This window comes from Coprococcus sp. RTP21281st1_F1_RTP21281_210402, assembly GCF_040915325.1.
Taxonomy (GTDB): Bacteria; Bacillota; Clostridia; order Lachnospirales; family Lachnospiraceae; genus Coprococcus; species Coprococcus aceti.
Map to the genome: position 1 here is coordinate 318,458 of NZ_JBCPDQ010000004.1, position 19,785 is coordinate 338,242.

General features: G+C 42.1%; 21 protein-coding genes and 1 riboswitch. Of the genes, 19 read left to right on the plus strand and 2 right to left on the minus strand.

The genetic code is table 11. From position 1 onward, the window contains the following. From AB5150_RS07635 to AB5150_RS07700, 14 genes are all read left to right on the plus strand, one after another. Positions 1-640, plus strand: a 640-nt coding sequence (locus AB5150_RS07635) for a hypothetical protein (protein ID WP_368291595.1), incomplete at its 5' end; no start/stop codon positions are given. A 92-nt stretch (positions 641-732) separates the two neighbouring features. Beyond that, on the plus strand, positions 733-1,392 hold the full coding sequence (locus AB5150_RS07640; RefSeq protein ID WP_368291596.1) for a hypothetical protein: 660 nt from the start codon (positions 733-735) through the stop codon (positions 1,390-1,392). 267 nt (positions 1,393-1,659) lie between these two features. Continuing rightward, positions 1,660-2,343, plus strand: a complete 684-nt coding sequence (locus AB5150_RS07645) for a YjjG family noncanonical pyrimidine nucleotidase (RefSeq protein WP_368291598.1) — start codon at positions 1,660-1,662, stop codon at positions 2,341-2,343. A 104-nt stretch (positions 2,344-2,447) separates the two neighbouring features. After that, complete coding sequence (gene metF, locus AB5150_RS07650) at positions 2,448-3,317, plus strand: methylenetetrahydrofolate reductase [NAD(P)H] (protein WP_368291599.1); 870 nt, start codon at positions 2,448-2,450, stop codon at positions 3,315-3,317. 78 nt (positions 3,318-3,395) lie between these two features. Next, positions 3,396-5,426, plus strand: coding sequence for a glycosyltransferase (locus AB5150_RS07655; protein ID WP_368291600.1), 2,031 nt, complete (start codon positions 3,396-3,398; stop codon positions 5,424-5,426). Between the two features lie 27 nt (positions 5,427-5,453). Then, entirely contained in the window at positions 5,454-5,891 is a 438-nt protein-coding gene (locus tag AB5150_RS07660; protein ID WP_015533834.1) for a GatB/YqeY domain-containing protein, read from the plus strand. Between the two features lie 13 nt (positions 5,892-5,904). Continuing rightward, positions 5,905-6,465, plus strand: a complete 561-nt coding sequence (locus AB5150_RS07665; protein WP_055146459.1) for an NUDIX hydrolase — start codon at positions 5,905-5,907, stop codon at positions 6,463-6,465. A 28-nt stretch (positions 6,466-6,493) separates the two neighbouring features. Next, complete coding sequence (locus AB5150_RS07670) at positions 6,494-6,880, plus strand: hypothetical protein (protein WP_022216679.1); 387 nt, start codon at positions 6,494-6,496, stop codon at positions 6,878-6,880. Positions 6,881-6,907: 27 nt separating this feature from the next. Then, entirely contained in the window at positions 6,908-7,843 is a 936-nt protein-coding gene (locus AB5150_RS07675) for a glycosyltransferase family 2 protein (protein ID WP_022216680.1), read from the plus strand. A 34-nt stretch (positions 7,844-7,877) separates the two neighbouring features. Beyond that, complete coding sequence (locus AB5150_RS07680; protein WP_368291601.1) at positions 7,878-8,969, plus strand: acyltransferase; 1,092 nt, start codon at positions 7,878-7,880, stop codon at positions 8,967-8,969. A gap of 34 nt (positions 8,970-9,003) precedes the next feature. Next, complete coding sequence (locus tag AB5150_RS07685; protein ID WP_055146450.1) at positions 9,004-9,351, plus strand: EamA family transporter; 348 nt, start codon at positions 9,004-9,006, stop codon at positions 9,349-9,351. After that, a complete protein-coding gene (locus AB5150_RS07690) occupies positions 9,345-9,677 on the plus strand; it encodes an EamA family transporter (protein WP_022216683.1) in 333 nt (110 codons plus the stop codon). Before AB5150_RS07685 ends, AB5150_RS07690 begins: the two co-directional genes overlap by 7 nt. A gap of 18 nt (positions 9,678-9,695) precedes the next feature. After that, entirely contained in the window at positions 9,696-12,284 is a 2,589-nt protein-coding gene (locus AB5150_RS07695) for a YfhO family protein (RefSeq protein ID WP_238051470.1), read from the plus strand. A gap of 12 nt (positions 12,285-12,296) precedes the next feature. Further along, positions 12,297-13,244 (plus strand): cysteine-rich small domain-containing protein, encoded by a 948-nt coding sequence (locus tag AB5150_RS07700; RefSeq protein WP_368291602.1) that lies wholly within the window; start codon positions 12,297-12,299, stop codon positions 13,242-13,244. Positions 13,245-13,297: 53 nt separating this feature from the next. Here AB5150_RS07700 and AB5150_RS07705 read toward each other — a convergent pair whose 3' ends face one another. Together AB5150_RS07705 and AB5150_RS07710 are read right to left on the minus strand one after the other, a co-directional pair. Next, positions 13,298-14,122: a DUF1963 domain-containing protein gene (locus tag AB5150_RS07705; protein ID WP_015533839.1), complete on the minus strand. Its 825-nt coding sequence runs from the start codon at positions 14,120-14,122 to the stop codon at positions 13,298-13,300. Between the two features lie 87 nt (positions 14,123-14,209). After that, on the minus strand, positions 14,210-15,520 hold the full coding sequence (locus AB5150_RS07710; RefSeq protein WP_368291604.1) for an MATE family efflux transporter: 1,311 nt from the start codon (positions 15,518-15,520) through the stop codon (positions 14,210-14,212). A 294-nt stretch (positions 15,521-15,814) separates the two neighbouring features. Here AB5150_RS07710 and AB5150_RS07715 point away from each other — a divergent pair, with 294 nt between their 5' ends. The 5 genes from AB5150_RS07715 (at position 15,815) to AB5150_RS07735 (ending at position 19,337) form a co-directional block, all read left to right on the plus strand. Continuing rightward, the gene (locus AB5150_RS07715; protein ID WP_022216116.1) at positions 15,815-16,273 is read left to right on the plus strand and encodes a GNAT family N-acetyltransferase; all 459 of its coding nucleotides are present in this window, start codon (positions 15,815-15,817) and stop codon (positions 16,271-16,273) included. A gap of 134 nt (positions 16,274-16,407) precedes the next feature. Beyond that, positions 16,408-16,881 (plus strand): YbaK/EbsC family protein, encoded by a 474-nt coding sequence (locus tag AB5150_RS07720; protein ID WP_368291605.1) that lies wholly within the window; start codon positions 16,408-16,410, stop codon positions 16,879-16,881. A 79-nt stretch (positions 16,882-16,960) separates the two neighbouring features. Further along, positions 16,961-17,761, plus strand: coding sequence for an MBL fold metallo-hydrolase (locus tag AB5150_RS07725; protein WP_368291606.1), 801 nt, complete (start codon positions 16,961-16,963; stop codon positions 17,759-17,761). Between the two features lie 155 nt (positions 17,762-17,916). After that, entirely contained in the window at positions 17,917-18,606 is a 690-nt protein-coding gene (gene pnuC / locus AB5150_RS07730; protein ID WP_368291607.1) for a nicotinamide riboside transporter PnuC, read from the plus strand. A gap of 221 nt (positions 18,607-18,827) precedes the next feature. Continuing rightward, positions 18,828-19,337, plus strand: a complete 510-nt coding sequence (locus AB5150_RS07735) for an N-acetyltransferase family protein (RefSeq protein WP_368291608.1) — start codon at positions 18,828-18,830, stop codon at positions 19,335-19,337. Positions 19,338-19,420: 83 nt separating this feature from the next. Beyond that, positions 19,421-19,529: riboswitch (TPP riboswitch) on the plus strand. The last annotated feature ends 256 nt before the right edge of the window (positions 19,530-19,785 follow it).

Consider the following 19,785-nt stretch of genomic DNA (forward strand, 5'->3'; position numbering starts at 1 on the left):
GGATTACAGAGCCATTACGAATGGAAAATACCGGCTAGTGTGTAATGTGTTGATACCGATCATACTGGGAGTGATACTGGCATTGATCGATATAGGAGTGAGAAAATATTATGTAACAGCGGTCATGCTCGGTGTGGGAGCGGCGCTCATGACTGCGATCGAGGTTATGGCTGATTATTGGGGATTCGGTGCAATATGTGTGAAGGGCTGCCTTGGAATGGATTATCTGAAGACGTCAACAAAGGGGAAAGCCATGTTACGGAATGCGCTTACGGCGGATCTGCTTGTCCGACCGGTGAGGATCGCGATATGCATGGTGATAGTGGCCGTACCATATGGAATTATGGTGGGTAACCCGGTAAGACTGCTTTGCCTGTCGATACTGCTCACAGCAGATATTTCCGTGTGGGTGCTGAACATTACGAGATATGTCCAGAATGTTCAGGTCATGAGTCTGCTGTCCATGCTGTCATCAGGAGCATCGGGAGCTGCGGTTATATATATAACGATATCTTCGGAATTGCAGAAGTTTACATGGCTCATAGTTGCAGCACTGGCGGTATTGCTGCCGGTTGGAATATATGTGACGCGCAGACATATGTACCGCAAGGTTGAGGCGTCTTATCTGGATATGGATTAACAGATTGTTGTTCAAGACCGGAAACGGCTTAGACTATCCGCCCCGCCTGCCGGCGGGAGGAATGATATATATTAGACAAGGAGGATTAAGGGATGAAAGATTTGATACTTGGTTTTAAACTTCTCAGATATGGATATAAGTTAAAGACAAATGTGATGATGTTGGGGTTATTCACTGCAATAGGTTTATTGATTGAAATATCATCACATGGAACGAATATTCTGGGCGGTTTTTACTTTATGCTTACTGGAATGTTTGCCTATCAGATGATAATATACATGAATGCATCGGATTATGTGCAGTCAAGCGCGATGAAGAGAAAACTGGAGGTGGGAATGCCCGTGATCGTGAGTACTGTTGTATATCTTGTAATGCTTACGATACTGATTGCGGAGAAATATATACTTATTAGAATGTACCCGGAGAATACAGAAAACTATCAGGATACATTGTTTATGATCATATTTATATTGTTCGGAGCTATGATATTCTGTGGTGTATGTTACAAATATTTTGTGGCAAGCTTTATCGTGTTTATGCTGGTGATAATAACCTGCATGTCAATAGTCAGTGCCTGGCTGTATCACCATCATATATCAGATGTTATAAGTCTTGGGCTTGTAAAACTTGCTGTCCTTGGATATGCGGCCATCCTTTTGGGTGGTGTTATAGAGTATTTGATCAGTTCACTTCTCTACAGAAAACAGTTGTCAGAGATCGCAATGAGCGGACTCAGCAAGAGCATGAAGTAAATGAAAATACAACTAAACTTAATAAAATAGACGGAACAGAGCCGGTTGCGGATTGTGCAGGATTGCCGAAGAGAGGGCGGTCACAGCAGAAGATTTGTAACCGGCTCTATTGCTATTATCAGGTGAGTGGAATATAATATTTAAGAATGTGCGCACTGGAAAAATCCGGCAGCTGCGCATAAGAGTAATGTATAAAATGCAGAATCATAACGACAGACACTGATAAGTCAGCATATGAATTTGAAAAGAAAGATATAAGGAATTTATATGGTACAGAACATATTGTTTGATCTGGATGAGACACTGCTGGACTTCAAGCGCAGCGAGAGCAGAGCGCTCTCAAATATGCTCAGGCATATAGGGGTGGAGCCTACAGAAAAGGTCATATCCAGATACAGCGAGATCAACAAATCAAGATGGAAGCTGCTTGAACAGGGGCTGCTCACAAGGCAGCAGGTGAAGGAGAGCAGATACGAGATACTATTTGCAGAGCTGGGAGTTGACTACTCTGCTGCGGAGGCGACAGCCTACTATGAGGATCAGCTCAGCCAGAAGGGATTTGTGTTCCCTGATACGATAAAGCTGCTTGAAACCTTGCACGGAAGATACAGAATGTACATTGTGTCAAATGGCGGCTCAAATGTACAGAGCGGACGACTTGCGGACAGCGGTATAGGAAAGTATTTTGAGGATATATTCATATCTGAGGATGCCGGAGCGGAGAAACCGTCCAGAGAATTCTTTGACTATTGCTTTGGCAGGAGACCAGAGATAAAGGCAGATGAGACTGTGATCATAGGAGACAGTCTGACATCAGATATACAGGGCGGAATAAATGCTGGGATAAGGACGATATGGTTCAACCCTGATGGTCAGCAGGCGGCGGATATACATCCGGACTATGAGGTGAAAAAACTTATGGATATTCCGGCGCTGCTTGAAGAGCTGTAAGCAAAAAAGCAAAATTATTTATCGGGACCGGATACAAATGAGTCCGGATATAAATGAGTCCAGATTGAAATAAACAGTAATAGACAAATATACAGAGGTAGTACATGAAGATAAGAGATTTGATAACACAGGACAAGGCGACACTCTCATTTGAGGTGTTCCCGCCAAAGAAGGATACAGACTTTGCGGATGTTGAGGCAGCGGCGCTTGGTATAGCGGCATTTAAGCCGGATTACATGAGCGTTACATATGGTGCCGGGGGAAGCACCAAGGGACATACGATCCAGCTTGCCCAGGAGATCCAGGAGAAGTACGACGTGCCGACCATAGCACATCTGACATGCGTGTGTGCCAGCAAAGAGGGCATCAAGACTGCGCTTGCTGACATGAAGAATGCCGGTATAGAGAATATACTTGCTCTCCGCGGCGATATACCGAAGAACTATGATGGACAGGTATTTGCAGAGTTCTCACATGCATCAGAGCTGGTGGAGCTCATCAAGGAGACAGGAGATTTCTGCGTGGGCGGAGCATGTTACCCTGAGGTACACCCAGACTCGGCAAATAAGCACGAAGACATAATTGGGCTTAAGAAAAAGGTTGATGCTGGATGTGATTATCTCACGACCCAGATGTTCTTCGACAACAACATATTCTTTAATTTCATGTACAGAATCAGAGAGGTGGGAATATCAGTGCCGATCATACCGGGTATTATGCCTATAACAAGAAGAGTACAGGTCAAGAATGCTGTCAAGCTCTCAGGCTGTAACGTGCCGGAGAGATTCAAGAGCATAGTCGATGCATTTGGCGATACAGAGGCTGCGATGAGGCAGGCGGGAATTGCATATGCCACAGACCAGATCATAGATCTCATGGCAAATGGAGTGAAGCATATACATGTGTATTCCATGAATAAGCCTGAGGTTGCGGCAGGAATACAGAAGAATCTATCGGAAATACTTAAGATATAAAATTTATTGACAGACCTAGAGGCGGGACATCATGAGGGACAGCAACAGGATGGTGTTCAATGAAAGGAGTATCGGGTTATGAAACCGGTTATATCAGTGATTTTTACAGCCGGAAGCGGTGTGGAGACATGCCGGACAAAGCTGGCTGGCCAGACATTTAAGGAGTACGAGATAATAGAAGCGGACAGATTCGCGGGGCTTGAGCGCGCGCACGGAGAATATATACTGTTCGTGGATGGCTCGGAGGTTTATCCGGAGAACATGCTGGAGAAGCTGCATGACGCCGCAGAGCAGAGCGGGGCGGACATGGTGATTTCGAACTGCGAGCTTATAGACAGTGACGGTGGGAAGACCTTCGGAAGAGGTGTACATTTTGAGTGGGTTCACGGCGGAAAGCAGGTGTTTAACTGGAAGGACTGCCGTGGCAGGATCATGAATGTGGTACGACCATTAGTTGGCAATAAACTCTACAGAAAGCAGTTCATAATAGATGCAGGACTGGGCATTGCCGGTTGTGACAGCGAAGCTATATATTCGGCAATTGGAGCTGTAGCGGCGGAGAAGATAGCATATATAAGCAATCTGACATTTTCAAGGAATGTTGTTCCTGAGAGTGAGGATGAGAAGCTGCCGGATGTTCCGAAGACCGTTGACTGTGTGACGGAGCACGTGAAGGGTATGGCAGACAGGACTGATCTGTGGAATGCTGTTATGTACTTTGCCATACGCCAGTATGTGGACAATTATGAGAAGTATTGCAGAGAACTGGATTCTGCAGAGAGAATAGAGTTTTACGAGAAAGCGCACAGCGTATTTAACAGTGAGATATTTGACGGATTGACAGAGAAGGGACTCAATGATGACAAGTTATTCCGCAAATATTCCATCATAAAGAAACATGGTTCATCGGAGCTGAAAAAGCTCAAGACGAGAAGGATAATAGTGTCGCTCACATCCTATCCCGCCAGAATTGCGGGCATAGCACAGATGCTTGAGTCGATATATTCACAGACCAGAAAGGCAGATAAGATCGTTCTGTGGCTGGCGGAGGAGCAGTTCCCTAATAAGGATGACGATCTCCCGGATGATCTCAGAAAGCTGCAGTTTGAGGATAAGCTGGAGGTCAGATGGTGTGATGATTTGAAGCCGCACAAGAAGTATTTCTATGCGCTGCAGGAGTTCACGGACGACGTTGTCGTGACGATAGATGACGATCTGCAATATCCTCCATACATGCTTGAGAATCTGTATATGTCATATTTACAGTATCCAGAGGCGGTATCCGCTGTGAGGACACACTGGATGGTCATTTCAGATAAAGGGCAGCTTATTCCGTACAGGTATTGGATGAAGGAGACGGTTGCCTGTCTGTACAGACCAAAGATGCAGTTATTTGCAACCGGGGGCGCAGGAACTTTATATCCACCAGGAATTTATGATGATAAGTGGTTCGACAAAGACAAGATGGAGGAGATGTGCCTGTGGGCGGATGACATCTGGCTTAAGCTAATAGAGATCATGTCAGGAGTTCCGGTTGTGGCGGCTATGCCATGTGAGGATCTTCGGTACTTACCGGGCTCACAGGAAATAGGCCTTTACCATAAGAATGTGGACGCCGACCAGAATGACGTTCAGTTACAGAAGATAGAGGAATGGCTTAAACCTGAATATGGAGATAATGCACTTGCGAAGAAGATTCTTGAATATGATGGAGAGCCGGTAGAGGATGCACTGATCAGGGTATGTGAATGTCATGAAAAAGAACGCAGAGAATTGAGGGATGAGATTGGTAGAAATTCCAGACAATTAAAGAAACGCATTGAAGAAAATGAGCGTGCCTACAGGGAAAAGTCAGAGATAAATGCCAAGCTTCAAAGAACATACAAGGAAAAGTCGGAGATAAATGCAAAATTACAGCAGACATATAAGGAAAAGGCTGACAGGGGTATCCGGATAAAAGAACTTGAGAAGGAGAAATCTGATCTTCAGGCAAAACTTGGAGAACTTCAGACAGAAAAAGCAGATATTCAGAAGAAATTGGAACAGCTTCAGGCAGAGAATGTTGTTTTGCAAAAGCAGCGTTCAATATGGTATAAAATAAAAAAGTGATAAAAATAAAGAAAGAAGGAAATAAAAATGACACTTGAGAAGTTACAGAAGGATATGATAGCAGCAATGAAGGCAAGGGATAAGGAGAGAAAGGACAGCATCTCATCCCTCGTATCAGCAGTTAAGAAGGTCGGAATCGATAACGGCTGCAGAGACAACATTCCTGAGGATATAGTTGATAGTGTTATCCTCAAGGAGATCAAGTCTGTAAAAGAGCAGATCGATACCTGCCCTGCAGACAGAACAGATCTTCTGGAGCAGTACAAGGCAAGATATGATGTGTTCAACGAGTATGCGCCAAAGCTTCTGTCAGAGGATGAGGTGAGAGATATCCTCACAACAAAATTTGCAGATGTGATAGCAACAAAGAATAAAGGCCAGATCATGAAGGCTGTCATGGCTGAACTCAAGGGCAAGGCAGACGGCAAGGTCATCAATCAGGTTGTGGCAGAGCTTTGCAAGTAGAGGAGAAAGTGTTTTGAAATTTGTAGGAATTGAAAAGAAAGAACAGGGAAAGTTCATCACACGATACGATGTTCAGTACGAGACTGTAGACGGAATAGTTAAGAACTATGAGATGATAAGCAGGAATGGAGAAATCACCGATTTCGAGGGACTTCATGGCAAGGCAGCAGATGCGGTGGTCATCATCGCCACAGACGAGGCAGATGAGAGGATCCTTATAGATAAGGAGTTCAGACTTGCTCCGGGTGAATGGGTATATAATTTCCCTGCCGGACTCATAGATCCGGGGGAGACTCCTGAGGTCAGTGCCAGACGTGAGCTTATGGAGGAAACGGGACTTGAGCTGTACGAGATCAGTGACACAATAGGGACAAGCTACAGTGCTGTAGGATTTTCAAATGAGACAAATATGTGTGTTGTAGGCAAGGCGAGAGGCGAGTTCAAGCCGAGCACTTCAACTCTGGAGGAGATCACTCCAGGATGGTACACAAAGGCAGAGGTAAGAGAACTGCTCAAGACTGAGAAGTTTGCAGCCAGAACACAGGCCTTCTGTTATGTGTGGAGCAGACAGTGATATGAGAATGAAAAAGGAGAAATAATCTATGGAAAAATTACCTGGAAAGGGAATGGTGACGGCATCGTCGCTCATCATGCTCATATGGGGGCTTGTAAATGCCGGATATTATGACATTGCAAAACTTGTGCTTGCAGATGAGCCATCGACAAAGGCTGTCGTATGTGGCGTTGTGGCCGGAATAGCATCGCTTGCAGCCATAATAGGCGGTATATTTGGAATAGCCGGAAGCAACAAGGTTGCAAAGGCGTCTGCCATAGTTGTATGGGCAGCATTTCTGGCGATACTTGCGATAATAAGCGGTATAGTGACACTGGTGTCCGGTGACAGCAAGCTTATAGCCGTTGTCATGATGATCGTTGGAATAGTTGTTCCGGTTGTCATGTTTATGGGGGCCGCTAAGAATAGAGCGTAGAAAATAATCGAATGAGGAGAACATAGAATGGATAAAATAGCAGTACTGATTCCATGTTACAATGAGGAAAAGACAATTTATAAGGTTGTCACAGATTTTAAGGCAGTTTTGCCAGACTCCACAATATATGTGTATGATAATAATTCCAGTGATAAGACATCTGAACTTGCAGAAAAAGCTGGAGCAGTTGTAAGAAAAGAGTACAAGCAGGGCAAAGGAAATGTCATCAGAAGAATGTTCAGGGAGATTGATGCAGAAGTGTATATAATGGTTGATGGTGATGATACATATCCTGCTGAATGTGCACCTGAAATGGTTGACGCTGTGATAAACAAAAATGCTGATATGGTTGTTGGAGACAGATTATCCAGTACATATTTCCAGGAGAATAAAAGACCATTTCATAATTTTGGAAATAGTATAGTAAGGTGGTCTATAAATAATCTTTTTAAGACATCTATAAAAGATATAATGACGGGATACAGAGCATTCAGCTATGAATTTGTTAAGACATATCCGGTTATGTCAAAAGGATTTGAGATTGAAACAGAGATGAGTATCCATGCTGTAGATAGAAATATGCAGGTTGAGAATGTAATTATTGAATATAGAGATAGACCTGATGGAAGTGAATCTAAGTTAAATACATACTCAGATGGTATAAAGGTATTGCTTACGATAGTTAAGTTATATAAGAACTACAAGCCATTTGGATTTTTTACAGCCATATCACTTGTACTTGCGCTGTGTAGCATATTATTCTTCATCCCGGTACTTTCTGCATATTTTAAAACTGGTGTTGTAGACAGGTTCCCAACTCTGATCGTTTGCGGATTTGTGATGGTGATGGCAATTCTGTTCTTTGCGGTGGGAGTACTTCTCAGCACACTTAGAAGTCAGGATAAGAGAGACTTTGAGTATAAGCTTATTCAAGTTGATCATATGAAGAAAACTTCAAAATGAAAAAGAAAAGGTATGATACCTGAGGGGGGAAAAATTGAATTTGGTTGCAAAAAAGAGGTTGGATATTGAACTTATGCGTATAATAGCAGCTTTTTTTGTGCTATATAATCATACAGGGGCGAATGGATTTTCAAAGTTTTTGTCTTATGATCCTCATACGTTCCATTATTGGTTATATTTGTTTTTGTCTATTTCCTGTAAGGTGTCTGTGCCGTTGTTTTTGGTGATAGCAGGTGCACTTATGTTGGGACGAGAACCGGAACCGGTAAAATATTTATGGCGGCATAGGGTCCTGCATATATTCAGTATTCTGCTTGTCTGGTCCGTATTTTATTATCTGTTAGAAGTTGGCGAAGGAAATGAAAAATTTAATATATTTCACTTCTTTACAAAATTATATTCTAACGGGTGGAATTTTTCATACTGGTATTTATATGCTTATCTTTCAATGCTGATAGTACTTCCATTATTGCAGCGATTTGCACAGGGGCTTTCTGATAATGATTATAAGTATGCACTGGTTTTATATATTGCTTTTTGTATGCTGGTTCCATGCTTGCAGTATCGTGTATTTCAGGATAGACATCCATTGAATGTAAATGTTTCTATTGAGTGGCTGGCAACAAACGTTGTTGTTTTTCCTCTGGCAGGATATTTCCTTAATTGCAGACTTAAAAACTTTTGGACTAAGAAAAGGTTGTTAGTTTTGTGGGGGATAAACATAGTTGCTATTGTGATCTCTTGTTATATGACATATTACAGAGCTCGAATTACAGGAATTTGTAACGAAAAGGATTCTCAAATGTTTTTTGGTACATTTGTTCTGGTAAACTGCGTGGCAATATTTGCAACATGTCAATATCTGAATTCGAATACAAACATACTGTTTAGATTGAAAAAACCGATAGTCTCGGTTGGCGGATGTACTTTTGGCATTTATCTAATTCATGTATATTTTAAAAACTATACAGACGCATTCAAGAATTTGATGAGTTTTCTTCAGGATAAATTACATTCAACACCAGTGTTAGCATCGTTGATTTACTGTGTTGTGCTTTTCATGTGTGGATATGTTGTTACTCTGATCATGAAAAAAATACCACTTTTACGGAAAATAGTTTCGTAGATAGAAAAATCAAATTTTTACAGGAGACAAAATTATGCTCGAGTCAATAAAGAAAAATAAAAAGGGAATCATATTGATGATAATTTCCTCGATATGTGCCTGTATAGGGCAGATGCTCTGGAAAATGTCGGCTGATAAAGGCCTTATATACATGATAGTCGGTTTTGGATTTTATGGCGTTGGAGCTCTTGTGATGATAATTGCATACAGGTATGGTAAATTATCAGTTTTACAACCGATGCTGAGTTTGAATTATGTGTTAAGTATAGTGCTTGCAGCTATAGTACTTGGTGAAAAAGTTGGCTTTGTGAAATGTATAGGTGTTCTTGTTATAATTGCAGGAGTGATAATGATAGCAGGAGGAGATACGGAAGAATGCTGATATATTATATTGTACTTGTGATTATGACATTAAGTGGTGCGGTGGCATCATTATTTTTGAAAAAGGCGTCCGCTTCTGAGAGCATAATAGCTACAATAAAAAATATTAATTTATACATAGGTGGTGCGTTGTATCTTGTATCAGCGCTGTTAAACATATATGTTCTGAGATATCTTGATTATTCAGTCGTTTTGCCTTTGACATCAGTTACATATATCTGGACTATGGTTATATCCTATTTTATTTTGAAAGAGAAAATATCGAAAAAAAAGATAGGTGGAGTTATTTTGATATTGGTTGGAGCCGTGCTCGTCTCGGTGTCATAATAGGTATGGAGGTTATTGATGAGTGAACAGAGATCTAAAAAAAGAATTGCGGTTATTATAATACTGGCTTTTGTCTTGCCGATTCTGGTGCTGCTGGCTGTTATGGCTATATGCGGGGTGATTCCGTTTGGTAGTAAGTCAACTTTGGTGTGGGATTCATTATTGCAACACAAAGATTATTATGGATATTTGTGGGATGTGTTTCATGGTAAGGCAAGTATAGAATATTCTGCGGGAAAATCCCTTGGTGGTAGGATGATTGGTCTGATTGGTTTCTATATTTCTAGTCCGTTAAATATTTTCCTGGTTTTCTTTTCTAAGGCGCATATTCCATATTTTATGGTGTTTATGATAATTTTACGAATTGGATTATGCGGCATAACAGGATATATATATATTCATAACAGATTCCGTATATCGGCAAAGTCTTCTTTGGTTTTATCCACGCTTTATGCACTTATGGAATACAATGTGTATAATTGTAGGAATGTTATGTGGCTTGATGGGGTTATAATTCTTCCGCTGATTGCACTTGGTGTGTGGAAATGTATCAATGAGAAAAGAACAGGTTTGCTGTTTGGATCTGTGTTTATGGCAATTCTGTGTAACTGGTATACCGGATATATGGTATGCCTCATGTCGGGAATATTGTTTATTGTCGAATATCTTAATGCATATGATTACAAAATAAAAGTTGCATTGAAAAATGATCTGAGAAGTATAGGCAGATATGTGGCAACGATGATATGCGGAGTATTGGCGAGTATGTGTATATTACTTCCGGCATGTGTATCATTAATAGGTGGAAAAGCAACAAATAATACGGTTGGTCTCAGCAGAATTGTAAACATGGACATAACACAGTTCCTGAGTGGATTTGATGTGAGTGCAAAAGTAAATGCGCAGGATGCCCCATTGATATTCACGGGAACGATAGTTTTAGTTGCGGTAATCGCATTTTTTGTCAATAAAAAAGTAAAAAGATCAGAAAAAATATGTATGTTCTGTCTTCTGGCCTTGCTATGTGGAAGTTATTGCCTTAGAGATATGGAACTTGTATGGACCGTATTTGTCAGGAGTACATCATATTTTTTCAGGTTTAGTTTTGTTTTCTCTTTTGTAATGATAATGATTGCAGCACGGGAAATTCAGTTATATGAGCGCGGCGAAGTCGAGAATAAGGAAATAGCCGGAGCCATGATGACTGTAGCAGCAGGTTTAGCGTTTTTATATTACATAAAAAAGATAAATTCCCCGTTGCGTCTTGTGGTATTGTATTTATTTATACTTTGCATTGGAGCATTGGTGATAAGGTGTATTAGGAACAGTAGATTGTTGATAAATACTGTTTGCTGGATCGCAATAGGATTAACTGTTTTGGAGTCGGTGTATAATGTATACCTTGCTTTTTCGGAATATAATAATGATGTAAATGCATTTACGGAGTATTCTCTGGATGCAGAAAATGTTGTGGATCAATTGAATGCTGATTCTGGAGATACTTTTTACAGATACGAAAACAATTATAATTATCTGTATGGCCTGGGAAGAGAGATAGCAACTGGAGAATCATTACTGTATGGATATAACAGTATAGAGCATTATAGTTCGGCATATGACTTTAATGTTGACAGGTTCCTTGCAAATATGGGATATTCGGACATCCCTGGCGAAAAATATTTCTTGTGTGAAACATACTGGAATAGTCCGATGTTGCTTGCTGATTCATTGCTGTCTATAAAGTATGTCCAGCTTAAGGATGCGGCAACAGGTTATGAGGATACAGGAATAAAGACTAAAAATGCAGAGGTTTACAAAAATGAATATGCATTGCCGCTTGGATATCCTGTTAGTGAGGATATGGGAAATCTGTCATTCGGAAGTGATCCGTTTAAGAATCAGGAAAATCTGATATCTGCAATGACGGGTAAGAATACCAGAGTATATAATGATGTTCAGACTGAATATGTTCGTAAAGACAAAAAAAATAATGAGGTGTGGAAACTTAGTGTAGCGAACGATGGTCCTGTGTATGTATTTGTTGATGGAAGTGATATACACAACAGTTTATATGACCACAATTGCAGGATATATGCGAATGGCGAATTTGTTCAGAATGCATGTCATAGATTTGAAATTAACAGTATGTACCTTGGAGATTATAAGGCTGGTGATGAAATAGAGCTGAAGATAAAGAGAGATACCAATAAGGATAAGAGACATACGATTTATGCAGCGCAGTTGGATATGGCAGAATTTGATAATGCCGTTCAGCAGCTGAAATCAGGGTATACAAGCAATCTGAATATATCAGGAAATAAAATATCAGGAGAAGTGGCGCTGGACAGTGATTCAGAGATATTCCTTTCAATACCATACGAAAAGACATGGTCGTTGACAGTTGATGGAAAGCGTGCTGATATAGAAGAGCTTGCGGATACATTTATGGGGATTAAACTGAGTAAAGGACAGCATACCATAAAAATGGTATATCATACGCCGGGGCTGAGATCTGGTGCGGTCGCATCTGTAGTTGGTTTTGTTCTCTATGCATGTATGGAAGTTATAAGAAAGAGAAAGTATAAAAAGAAGAAAGAAATTGCATAAAATAATTGAACAATGAATAACAACTACAAATTTTTCCAGAACCGGGATTGCGAATTCTTCCCGTGCCATAAGGTAAAAGATGAAGATAAATTTAACTGCCTGTTCTGTTACTGCCCACTTTATTTTGATGAGAGCTGCATAGGCAGTCCTGAGTATATAGTGAATGGAAGGGGACAGAAGATAAAGGATTGCAGCTCATGTCTGGTGGTTCACAGACCGGAGATGTACGACAAAGTCATTGCTCATTTGCAGAGGCAGGAAGAGATACTGCATGTAGACTTGAGAAAGCTGAGACAGCAAATAAAGGACAGGTTGGTACAGATCACGCATATAAATGACATGGAACCTGACATGCGTGTGGAACATCAGCGGGAGACAGAAATAGTGCTTGACCGGATCATGACGAAAAATGCTTCGGAAACCTCAGTAGACTGCCAGGTGTCAGTATTGCTGCAGCCATTTGCGGTGGAGTGCGTTCATGAGGGCTATTTTGAATTTGGCAGGAAGAGGATAAAATGCAATGTCCTTGAACAGCTTGATCTGAGCAGCGTTGAAAATGGATATCTGTATGCATTCCATGCGCCGGAGATCGACATAGAAAGTGCGGGTTCGGTTCTTGAACAGTATTACATGGAGGCATTTCAGGTGGCATGCATGGATGTCATAAGAGGGTGGATACAGGGATATCTTGAGAGAAAGAACAGTGTATATGATAATCGGTATTGCAGCCCATCATTCGGTCCCGGATATTACGGAATGGGTATGGATACCATACCTGAGTTGCTTGGACTTATGGATGCATCACAGGTAGGCGTGTCATGGAACGGAGAACGTATGTCACCGAAGATGAGTCTTGTTGGAACATATCTGATCGCGGGTGAAGATGTGTTTGCGATGGATTCTGATTGCAGAGACTGTATTGGACAGAGCGGTGGCTGTGAATTCTGTATAAAGCACTGAATTTATACCAAGTAGGAGCAGGAGTGTTCTGCTCCTACTTAGAATTATAGTTATTAGTCCAAATCGAAACTAAAGACCGCTTTGTCGAAATTGCGGTTCTTTAAATCTTCATCTGAAATGATCCAAAAGATATTCCATAGACAACCAACGTTGTAACTATATTGAAACAGCAGATGTGTTTTTGCATTTACATCCGGAATATTACCACCCGTAGGATAACCGAATAATTTGTTTCCGTCATACGAAAGATATTCGATATCATAATCTGGAGCAACTTCTTCAAGACGGTCAAATAGGTCACAGTCAAGCACATCTCCCAGTGGCTGATAATCTGTGGTGAGTTCAAACTCGACAGCCTTTTCCTCAAAAGTTTCTGTAAAATACTTTGAATAATATGGAACAGGCGGCTCAGTTCTATTTAAATTTGACAGGTCGCCGTTGTACCAGATCACCTTGTGATAAGCCGAATTTTCGGGGGCGTCAGCAACGCTTTCAACCCATTTGTTGGTCTGGTGAATTGAGTCGATTTCTCCGCTCCAGAAAAAATATAAAATACCCGTGTGCGGAAGCTTGTTTTCAATATCCAAGTCGGCAATGTCCGTAAGATTGATTTGAGCAACAAGCTGCATTGCTGATTTTTCGTACCGCTCAGTGTCATCTCCGCGCTTGCAGGAATAGCCCGACATTGTGGGATATGGAATTTCGGGCGGAAGATCGGGAAAGCCACCGATTTTACTTGTGCCTTTTGCAATTACATTTTCTACATCCTTCACACACATTTTAATAGTATTTTTTCGGTAGTCTTTAATACTTTCTGCAATATCAGTGTGTCCTTCTTTAATAAGGAATTCCATCAAATCCATTTCGTGCATTTTCATTTTATACCCCCTAATCCCTATTTGTTAAAGTCAACACATTCATTATATCTAATATCGCCTAATTTGCATACACATTTAATGGCTACCCTACCTTGGGGATTGCCGCGCTAGAAATACCAGACTGACAGTAAGAGTCACAGCCTCGGTCACAGGTGCAGCAAACCACAAGCTGTTGCCACCGGTCAAAACAGGGAACGTCAGTATACACACGCTGCTGAGTATGATGTTTCGGAGCAGTGATATACACAGAGATTGCCCGGATTTCAGTATGGCCTGGAGATAGTAGGAGGTCATCAGGTTGATTCCAAATGGCACAAATGCAAAGAAGTACGCTCTGACACCAAGATCGGCAATGACACCAAGACCTTCATTCATATCTATAAACACACCGCAGAGCACCCTTGGAAAAAGTATTCCAAGAAGTGAGAACAGCGCACCCATGATCAGGATGGTTGTGTAAGCCATTCTTTTTATGGCGTTTATTCTGCCTATGTTATTTGCTCCGTAGTTGGTCGAGATCACAGGCTGCACAGACTGACCAACTCCTGTGAACAGAGAATTGAACAGGATGACGCAGTTGGAGATGACGCTGTATATGGACAGGGCATTCTCGCCGCAGTACTTCAATATCTGTATGTTAAACAGCAGTACTATAAATCCATTTGCAAATTCATTGAAAAAGCTCGGGATACCGGCTGTCACGATATTCTTCATGCTGTTCAGGAGCCTGTGTGGCATTATGAAACGCAGCTCATTCTTCTTGCTGAGAAAATGTGATGAGGCGACAAGTATCTGGATCAGCATACCGATTACGGAGGCAAGTGCGGCTCCGCTGATTCCCTGCTTCAGTGGGAATACCAGTACAATGTCCATCACGATATTGAACACTCCACCCAGCAGGACGCCTGCCATGGCGCGGTTCGGATCATTGTCAGCCCTCACAAATATAGCTACGAAGTTGGAAAATACTGCAACCGGCAGGAATATATTTATATAGTGCATGTATGACATGGCATATGGGTATAGAGTGGCATTTGCACCCATGAGCCTCAGCAGTGATGGCATGCATGTTACGTACAGTATCCACAGCAGTGCGGTGACTGCTGCGATCATCATGAATGACACGGTGAAGTAGCGGTTAGATTTCACTGTGTTGCCACTTCCTCTGTGCACGCTCATCTGTACTGATCCACCTACGCCAAAGAGAATTCCGGTTGACATAAGTATGCACAGCAGAGGCGTTGTGATGCTCAGAGCGGCCAGGGCATCAGTTCCAACACCTTTGCCGATGACGATGGCATCAGTCAGGGTGTATATGGACATGACCATGGCACTTCCAAGGGAGGGAATGAGGAATTTGAAGTAAAGCTTTTTCAGATTGTCTCTTAACAGGTCCATTTGTAAATCTCCTTAACAAAAATAGTTTATAATTGAAAATCATTGAAAATCGGAAAGGCACATGATCGCGGGGACACATTAACCTGCCAGCCGCATAAAAAAAGAGCCAGATAAGATAAAGTATCTTATCTGGCTCATGAAAATTCTGATATGTTTTTATCGCGATTCATGTTCCATCCGGGAATCCTGCATCTGCAGAACACCTTGCAAGGTATATTAATATTCAACATACCGTCCGACTTGTGTTATTATAGCAGGAGGCATAAAAATGTCAAGGAGTAATAAGGGGGTATTATGGAGTATAGAGTGACAGATGCAAATGATATAGATATGCTGATGGATGTCAGATTGCCCATGCTTAGGATAGTCAATGATCTTCCTGCTGATTACATATTTGATGATGAATTGGTGGTGAGCAGCAGAAGGTATTTTCTTGAGGGTGATCAGACAACAGTTGTAGCTGTCGATGACGGAAGATGTGTGGCGTGTGCCAGTATGTCTTATATTGAAATAATGCCAACATTTTCTCACCCATCAGGAAAGAGAGCACATCTCATGAATGTATATACAGAAGAGCACTATCGGAGAAGAGGAATCGCCAGGCATCTTGTGAATATGCTTATAGAGGACGCGCGCGTACATGGTGCCACGGAGATAAGCCTTGATGCCACGGAAAGCGGCAGACCGCTGTATGAATCAGTGGGATTTAAGGCATCTGAGGAGTGCATGGCTATAGATATACAGCAATTATGATACTTTTGATAATAGACAGCTTATCGTGGCGCGGCGATCCAGAACCTGCTGCAGAGAATCCGGAGATGCGGCCTGGAAAGAAAATGGATGAAGTGCTGGAATACAGATAATTACAACAAGGAGGACGTACAGCCATGTCACTGGAAAAGGCAGAAAAGTTTCTTGAAGATAAAGGATATGGAGATAGGATCATACTTATGGACGCTCCGACGGCAACTGTTGCCATGGCGGCGGAGGCGCTTGGAGTTGAGCCGGGCATGATCGCTAAGACCATGGCGTTCATACAGGATGACAAGATAGTACTCATACTCACCGAGGGCATAGCCAGAGTTGACAATAGGAAATATAGAGACAGATTCCACGTCAAGGCGAAGATGGTGCCATTTGATAGCGTGGAGGAGCTTGTCGGACATGCACCGGGCGGAGTGTGTCCATTTGGCATAAATCCGGGGATAGATATATACCTTGATGAGAGCCTCAAGAGATACGAGAGGGTTTTTCCTGCGGCGGGCAATGACCACAGTGCAGTGAATCTCACCATCTCTGAGCTTGAGGATGCATCTGGGGCTGCCGGCTGGGTTGATGTGTGCAAGGAGCCGGAGAAGTAAGCTGTTAATCAGGTTAATATGAGTCTGCGGATGGTGCTTATTATACGAATTAAGTATTTGGGAAAGGAAGAATGGGTGTATGGACATAACGATGCTTGGAACAGGAAGTGCACTTGTGACAGAGTGTTATAATACATGCTTTGTGCTGTCAGATGGAGACGAACATTTTCTAGTGGATGGCGGTGGTGGTAACGGCATACTGTCACAGCTTAAGAAAGCGGGTTTTAACTGGCAGGACATGAGGACAATATTTGTGACGCATAAACATGTGGATCATATACTCGGCGCGGTGTGGATGATCCGCATGATATGCCAGCATATGAAAAAAGGTTCGTATGAAGGCGAAGCCGTTATATACGGACATGACGAGGTCATCGCATTACTTAGGGAGATGGCAATGCAACTTCTTAATAAGAAGGAGACAGTATATATTGGTGACAGACTTCATCTGGTTGAGGTGAATGACGGCGATACGAAAGAGATAATGGGCAGAAAGGTCACATTTTTTGATACTGGTTCAACTAAGACAAAGCAATTTGGATTCTGTATGGATATGGGTGATGGTGCGAAAATTACGTGCTGCGGAGACGAGCCTTACAATGATTGTGAGGAGAAGTATGCGAGAGGTAGCAAATGGCTGCTACATGAGGCATTCTGTCTGTATTCCGAGGCGGATATATTTGATCCATACGAGAAACATCACTCAACAGTCAAGGATGCCTGTGAACTTGCAGAAAAGCTTGAAGTTCAGAATCTGTTGCTATATCATACAGAGGATAAAAATATAACACATAGAAAAGAATTGTACGTGGCAGAGGGCAAAAGGTATTACAGTGGCAACCTGCATGTGCCAGATGATTTGGAGAAAATAAGATTTTAGAGATGGGTAGGAAAGAATATAGTCAAAAAAGAATATAGTCAAAATCTGAGAGAAATTAGAAGATGAATGACTTTCTTGAACAATAGAATTGTTTGAAAATTCAGGCAACTAGAAAAGAGTTTGCTAAAGATAGGCGATAAAAAGGAGAGATCGAAATGTACAATCCAATAAAAGAACTGACTAAGTGGGAATGGCTTATCTGGCTGAGTTCCCTGGCTATAGTGCTGGTGTCGAATCTTCTTACTGCAGATCTGGACATACTCACACTTGCGGCGGCACTCATAGGCGTGACATCGCTTATATTTGCGGCAAAGGGAAATGTGTGGGCGCAGATATTGATGGTCGTATTCAGCATATTATACGGTATCATATCCTTCAGGTTCCGTTATTGGGGGGAGATGATAACCTACCTCGGGATGACGATGCCGATGGCGGTGTGGTCAGCCATAACATGGTTTAAGAATCCATCGGAGGGCAACAGCAGTGAGGTAGCCATACAGAAACTGACACGCAGGCATGTGATATGGCTCACTGTCAGCACAGTGCTTGTAACGGTTGTATTCTACTATATACTCATGATACTTGACACGCCGAATATAGTATTCAGCACAATATCCATAGTCACAAGTTTCCTGGCAGCTGCGCTCACCATGCTGAGATCGTCATACTATGCGGTGGGATATGCAGCAAATGATGTAGTACTCATAGTATTATGGGTCCTCGCATCTTTTGAGAATCCGGCATATATTCCTGTAGTTGTAAACTTCGTCATATTCTTTGTGAACGACATGTATGGATTTGTGAGCTGGAAAAAGAGAGAAGTGAGGCAGGCTGTGGATATGTAGCAGATAAAGGAGGTGCAATTTGCAACATAAATAGACAGTAGTACAATGTTTAAAGTGCTGACAGCTATATGCCCATAACTGTCAGCACCATAATCTGATTATTATTGCTGAATATCGGCAATATACACTGTTTTGATGTATACATAGTGCGCTGCCAGACAGAACGATATAATAATAAATAGAACATAAGTGAAATCTTATCATAATAGGAGGACGCATAGATGAATATAAACATAAGAGAGTACATGGCAGCAGATGCAAAGTCAGCATCAGAGATCTGGAACCAGGTTGTGGATGATGGCGTGGCATTTCCACAGGAAGAAGGCCTGTCTCCGGAAGAGGGAGATGCTTTTTTCAAGGAGCAGACATATACCGGTATCGCCGAGAACTCAGAGAGTGGTGAGGTGGTAGGACTCTACATACTTCATCCGAACAACGTGGGAAGATGCGGACATATATGTAACGCCAGCTATGCCGTGAGACGCGATATCCGCGGTGAGCACATAGGAGAAAAGCTTGTGCTTGACTGTATATCCATGGCAAAGAAGAAAGGCTTTAGAGTGCTCCAGTTCAATGCCGTAGTAGCATCAAATGTACATGCACTCCATCTGTATAAAAGGATTGGTTTTACTCCGCTGGGAGTCATACCGGGAGGCTTCAGAATGCCGGATGGACATTACGAGGATATCATTCCGCACTATTATGACCTTAGAAAAGATGCAGATCAGTAATGAGTTGCAGCATATGGTGTAACATCACAGAAAAATATGTTGATGTTACGATCTGACAGCGGTATACTTGTTGTCAGAGAATTGGATAGTATATGGGGAGCTGGCGAGTTAGCCGGCTGAGAGGAGGCTGAACGCTTCGACCCACAACCTGATGCGGATAATGCCGCCGTAGGGATACGTTTGATACATACATAATGATGTAAGTAATAAAGAAGAGACGCATTCCTGTGTCTATTTTTATTTTCATAAGGAGGGGCCCACGTAAGTGGGAGGATTCCTTGTGAAGAGTGGAAGCGCACTGATGTGCGCGCAGGTCATCAAGCGGTGCTTGACGACATATTACGCAGACGCCGCGCGTAAGCGCCTTTCATGCGTCTGCTCCTTTATAAGGAATAATCTACATGAGTGGGATATTCCTAAAGTGGCTGATTGGGGGCACCACCTTCCG

What these genes read in the sequence shown, in the direction of transcription:
- AB5150_RS07725 (WP_368291606.1), top strand. Translation starts at nt 16,961, where the DNA reads ATGGACATAACGATGCTTGGAACAGGAAGTGCACTTGTGACAGAGTGT.
- AB5150_RS07715 (WP_022216116.1), top strand. Translation starts at nt 15,815, where the DNA reads ATGGAGTATAGAGTGACAGATGCAAATGATATAGATATGCTGATGGAT.
- AB5150_RS07645 (WP_368291598.1), top strand. Translation starts at nt 1,660, where the DNA reads ATGGTACAGAACATATTGTTTGATCTGGATGAGACACTGCTGGACTTC.
- AB5150_RS07660 (WP_015533834.1), top strand. Translation starts at nt 5,454, where the DNA reads ATGACACTTGAGAAGTTACAGAAGGATATGATAGCAGCAATGAAGGCA.
- AB5150_RS07700 (WP_368291602.1), top strand. Translation starts at nt 12,297, where the DNA reads ATGAATAACAACTACAAATTTTTCCAGAACCGGGATTGCGAATTCTTC.
- metF (WP_368291599.1), top strand. Translation starts at nt 2,448, where the DNA reads ATGAAGATAAGAGATTTGATAACACAGGACAAGGCGACACTCTCATTT.
- pnuC (WP_368291607.1), top strand. Translation starts at nt 17,917, where the DNA reads ATGTACAATCCAATAAAAGAACTGACTAAGTGGGAATGGCTTATCTGG.
- AB5150_RS07655 (WP_368291600.1), top strand. Translation starts at nt 3,396, where the DNA reads ATGAAACCGGTTATATCAGTGATTTTTACAGCCGGAAGCGGTGTGGAG.
- AB5150_RS07695 (WP_238051470.1), top strand. Translation starts at nt 9,696, where the DNA reads ATGAGTGAACAGAGATCTAAAAAAAGAATTGCGGTTATTATAATACTG.
- AB5150_RS07705 (WP_015533839.1), bottom strand. Translation starts at nt 14,122, where the DNA reads ATGAAAATGCACGAAATGGATTTGATGGAATTCCTTATTAAAGAAGGA.
- AB5150_RS07690 (WP_022216683.1), top strand. Translation starts at nt 9,345, where the DNA reads ATGCTGATATATTATATTGTACTTGTGATTATGACATTAAGTGGTGCG.
- AB5150_RS07675 (WP_022216680.1), top strand. Translation starts at nt 6,908, where the DNA reads ATGGATAAAATAGCAGTACTGATTCCATGTTACAATGAGGAAAAGACA.
- AB5150_RS07720 (WP_368291605.1), top strand. Translation starts at nt 16,408, where the DNA reads ATGTCACTGGAAAAGGCAGAAAAGTTTCTTGAAGATAAAGGATATGGA.
- AB5150_RS07685 (WP_055146450.1), top strand. Translation starts at nt 9,004, where the DNA reads ATGCTCGAGTCAATAAAGAAAAATAAAAAGGGAATCATATTGATGATA.
- AB5150_RS07670 (WP_022216679.1), top strand. Translation starts at nt 6,494, where the DNA reads ATGGAAAAATTACCTGGAAAGGGAATGGTGACGGCATCGTCGCTCATC.
- AB5150_RS07710 (WP_368291604.1), bottom strand. Translation starts at nt 15,520, where the DNA reads ATGGACCTGTTAAGAGACAATCTGAAAAAGCTTTACTTCAAATTCCTC.
- AB5150_RS07735 (WP_368291608.1), top strand. Translation starts at nt 18,828, where the DNA reads ATGAATATAAACATAAGAGAGTACATGGCAGCAGATGCAAAGTCAGCA.
- AB5150_RS07640 (WP_368291596.1), top strand. Translation starts at nt 733, where the DNA reads ATGAAAGATTTGATACTTGGTTTTAAACTTCTCAGATATGGATATAAG.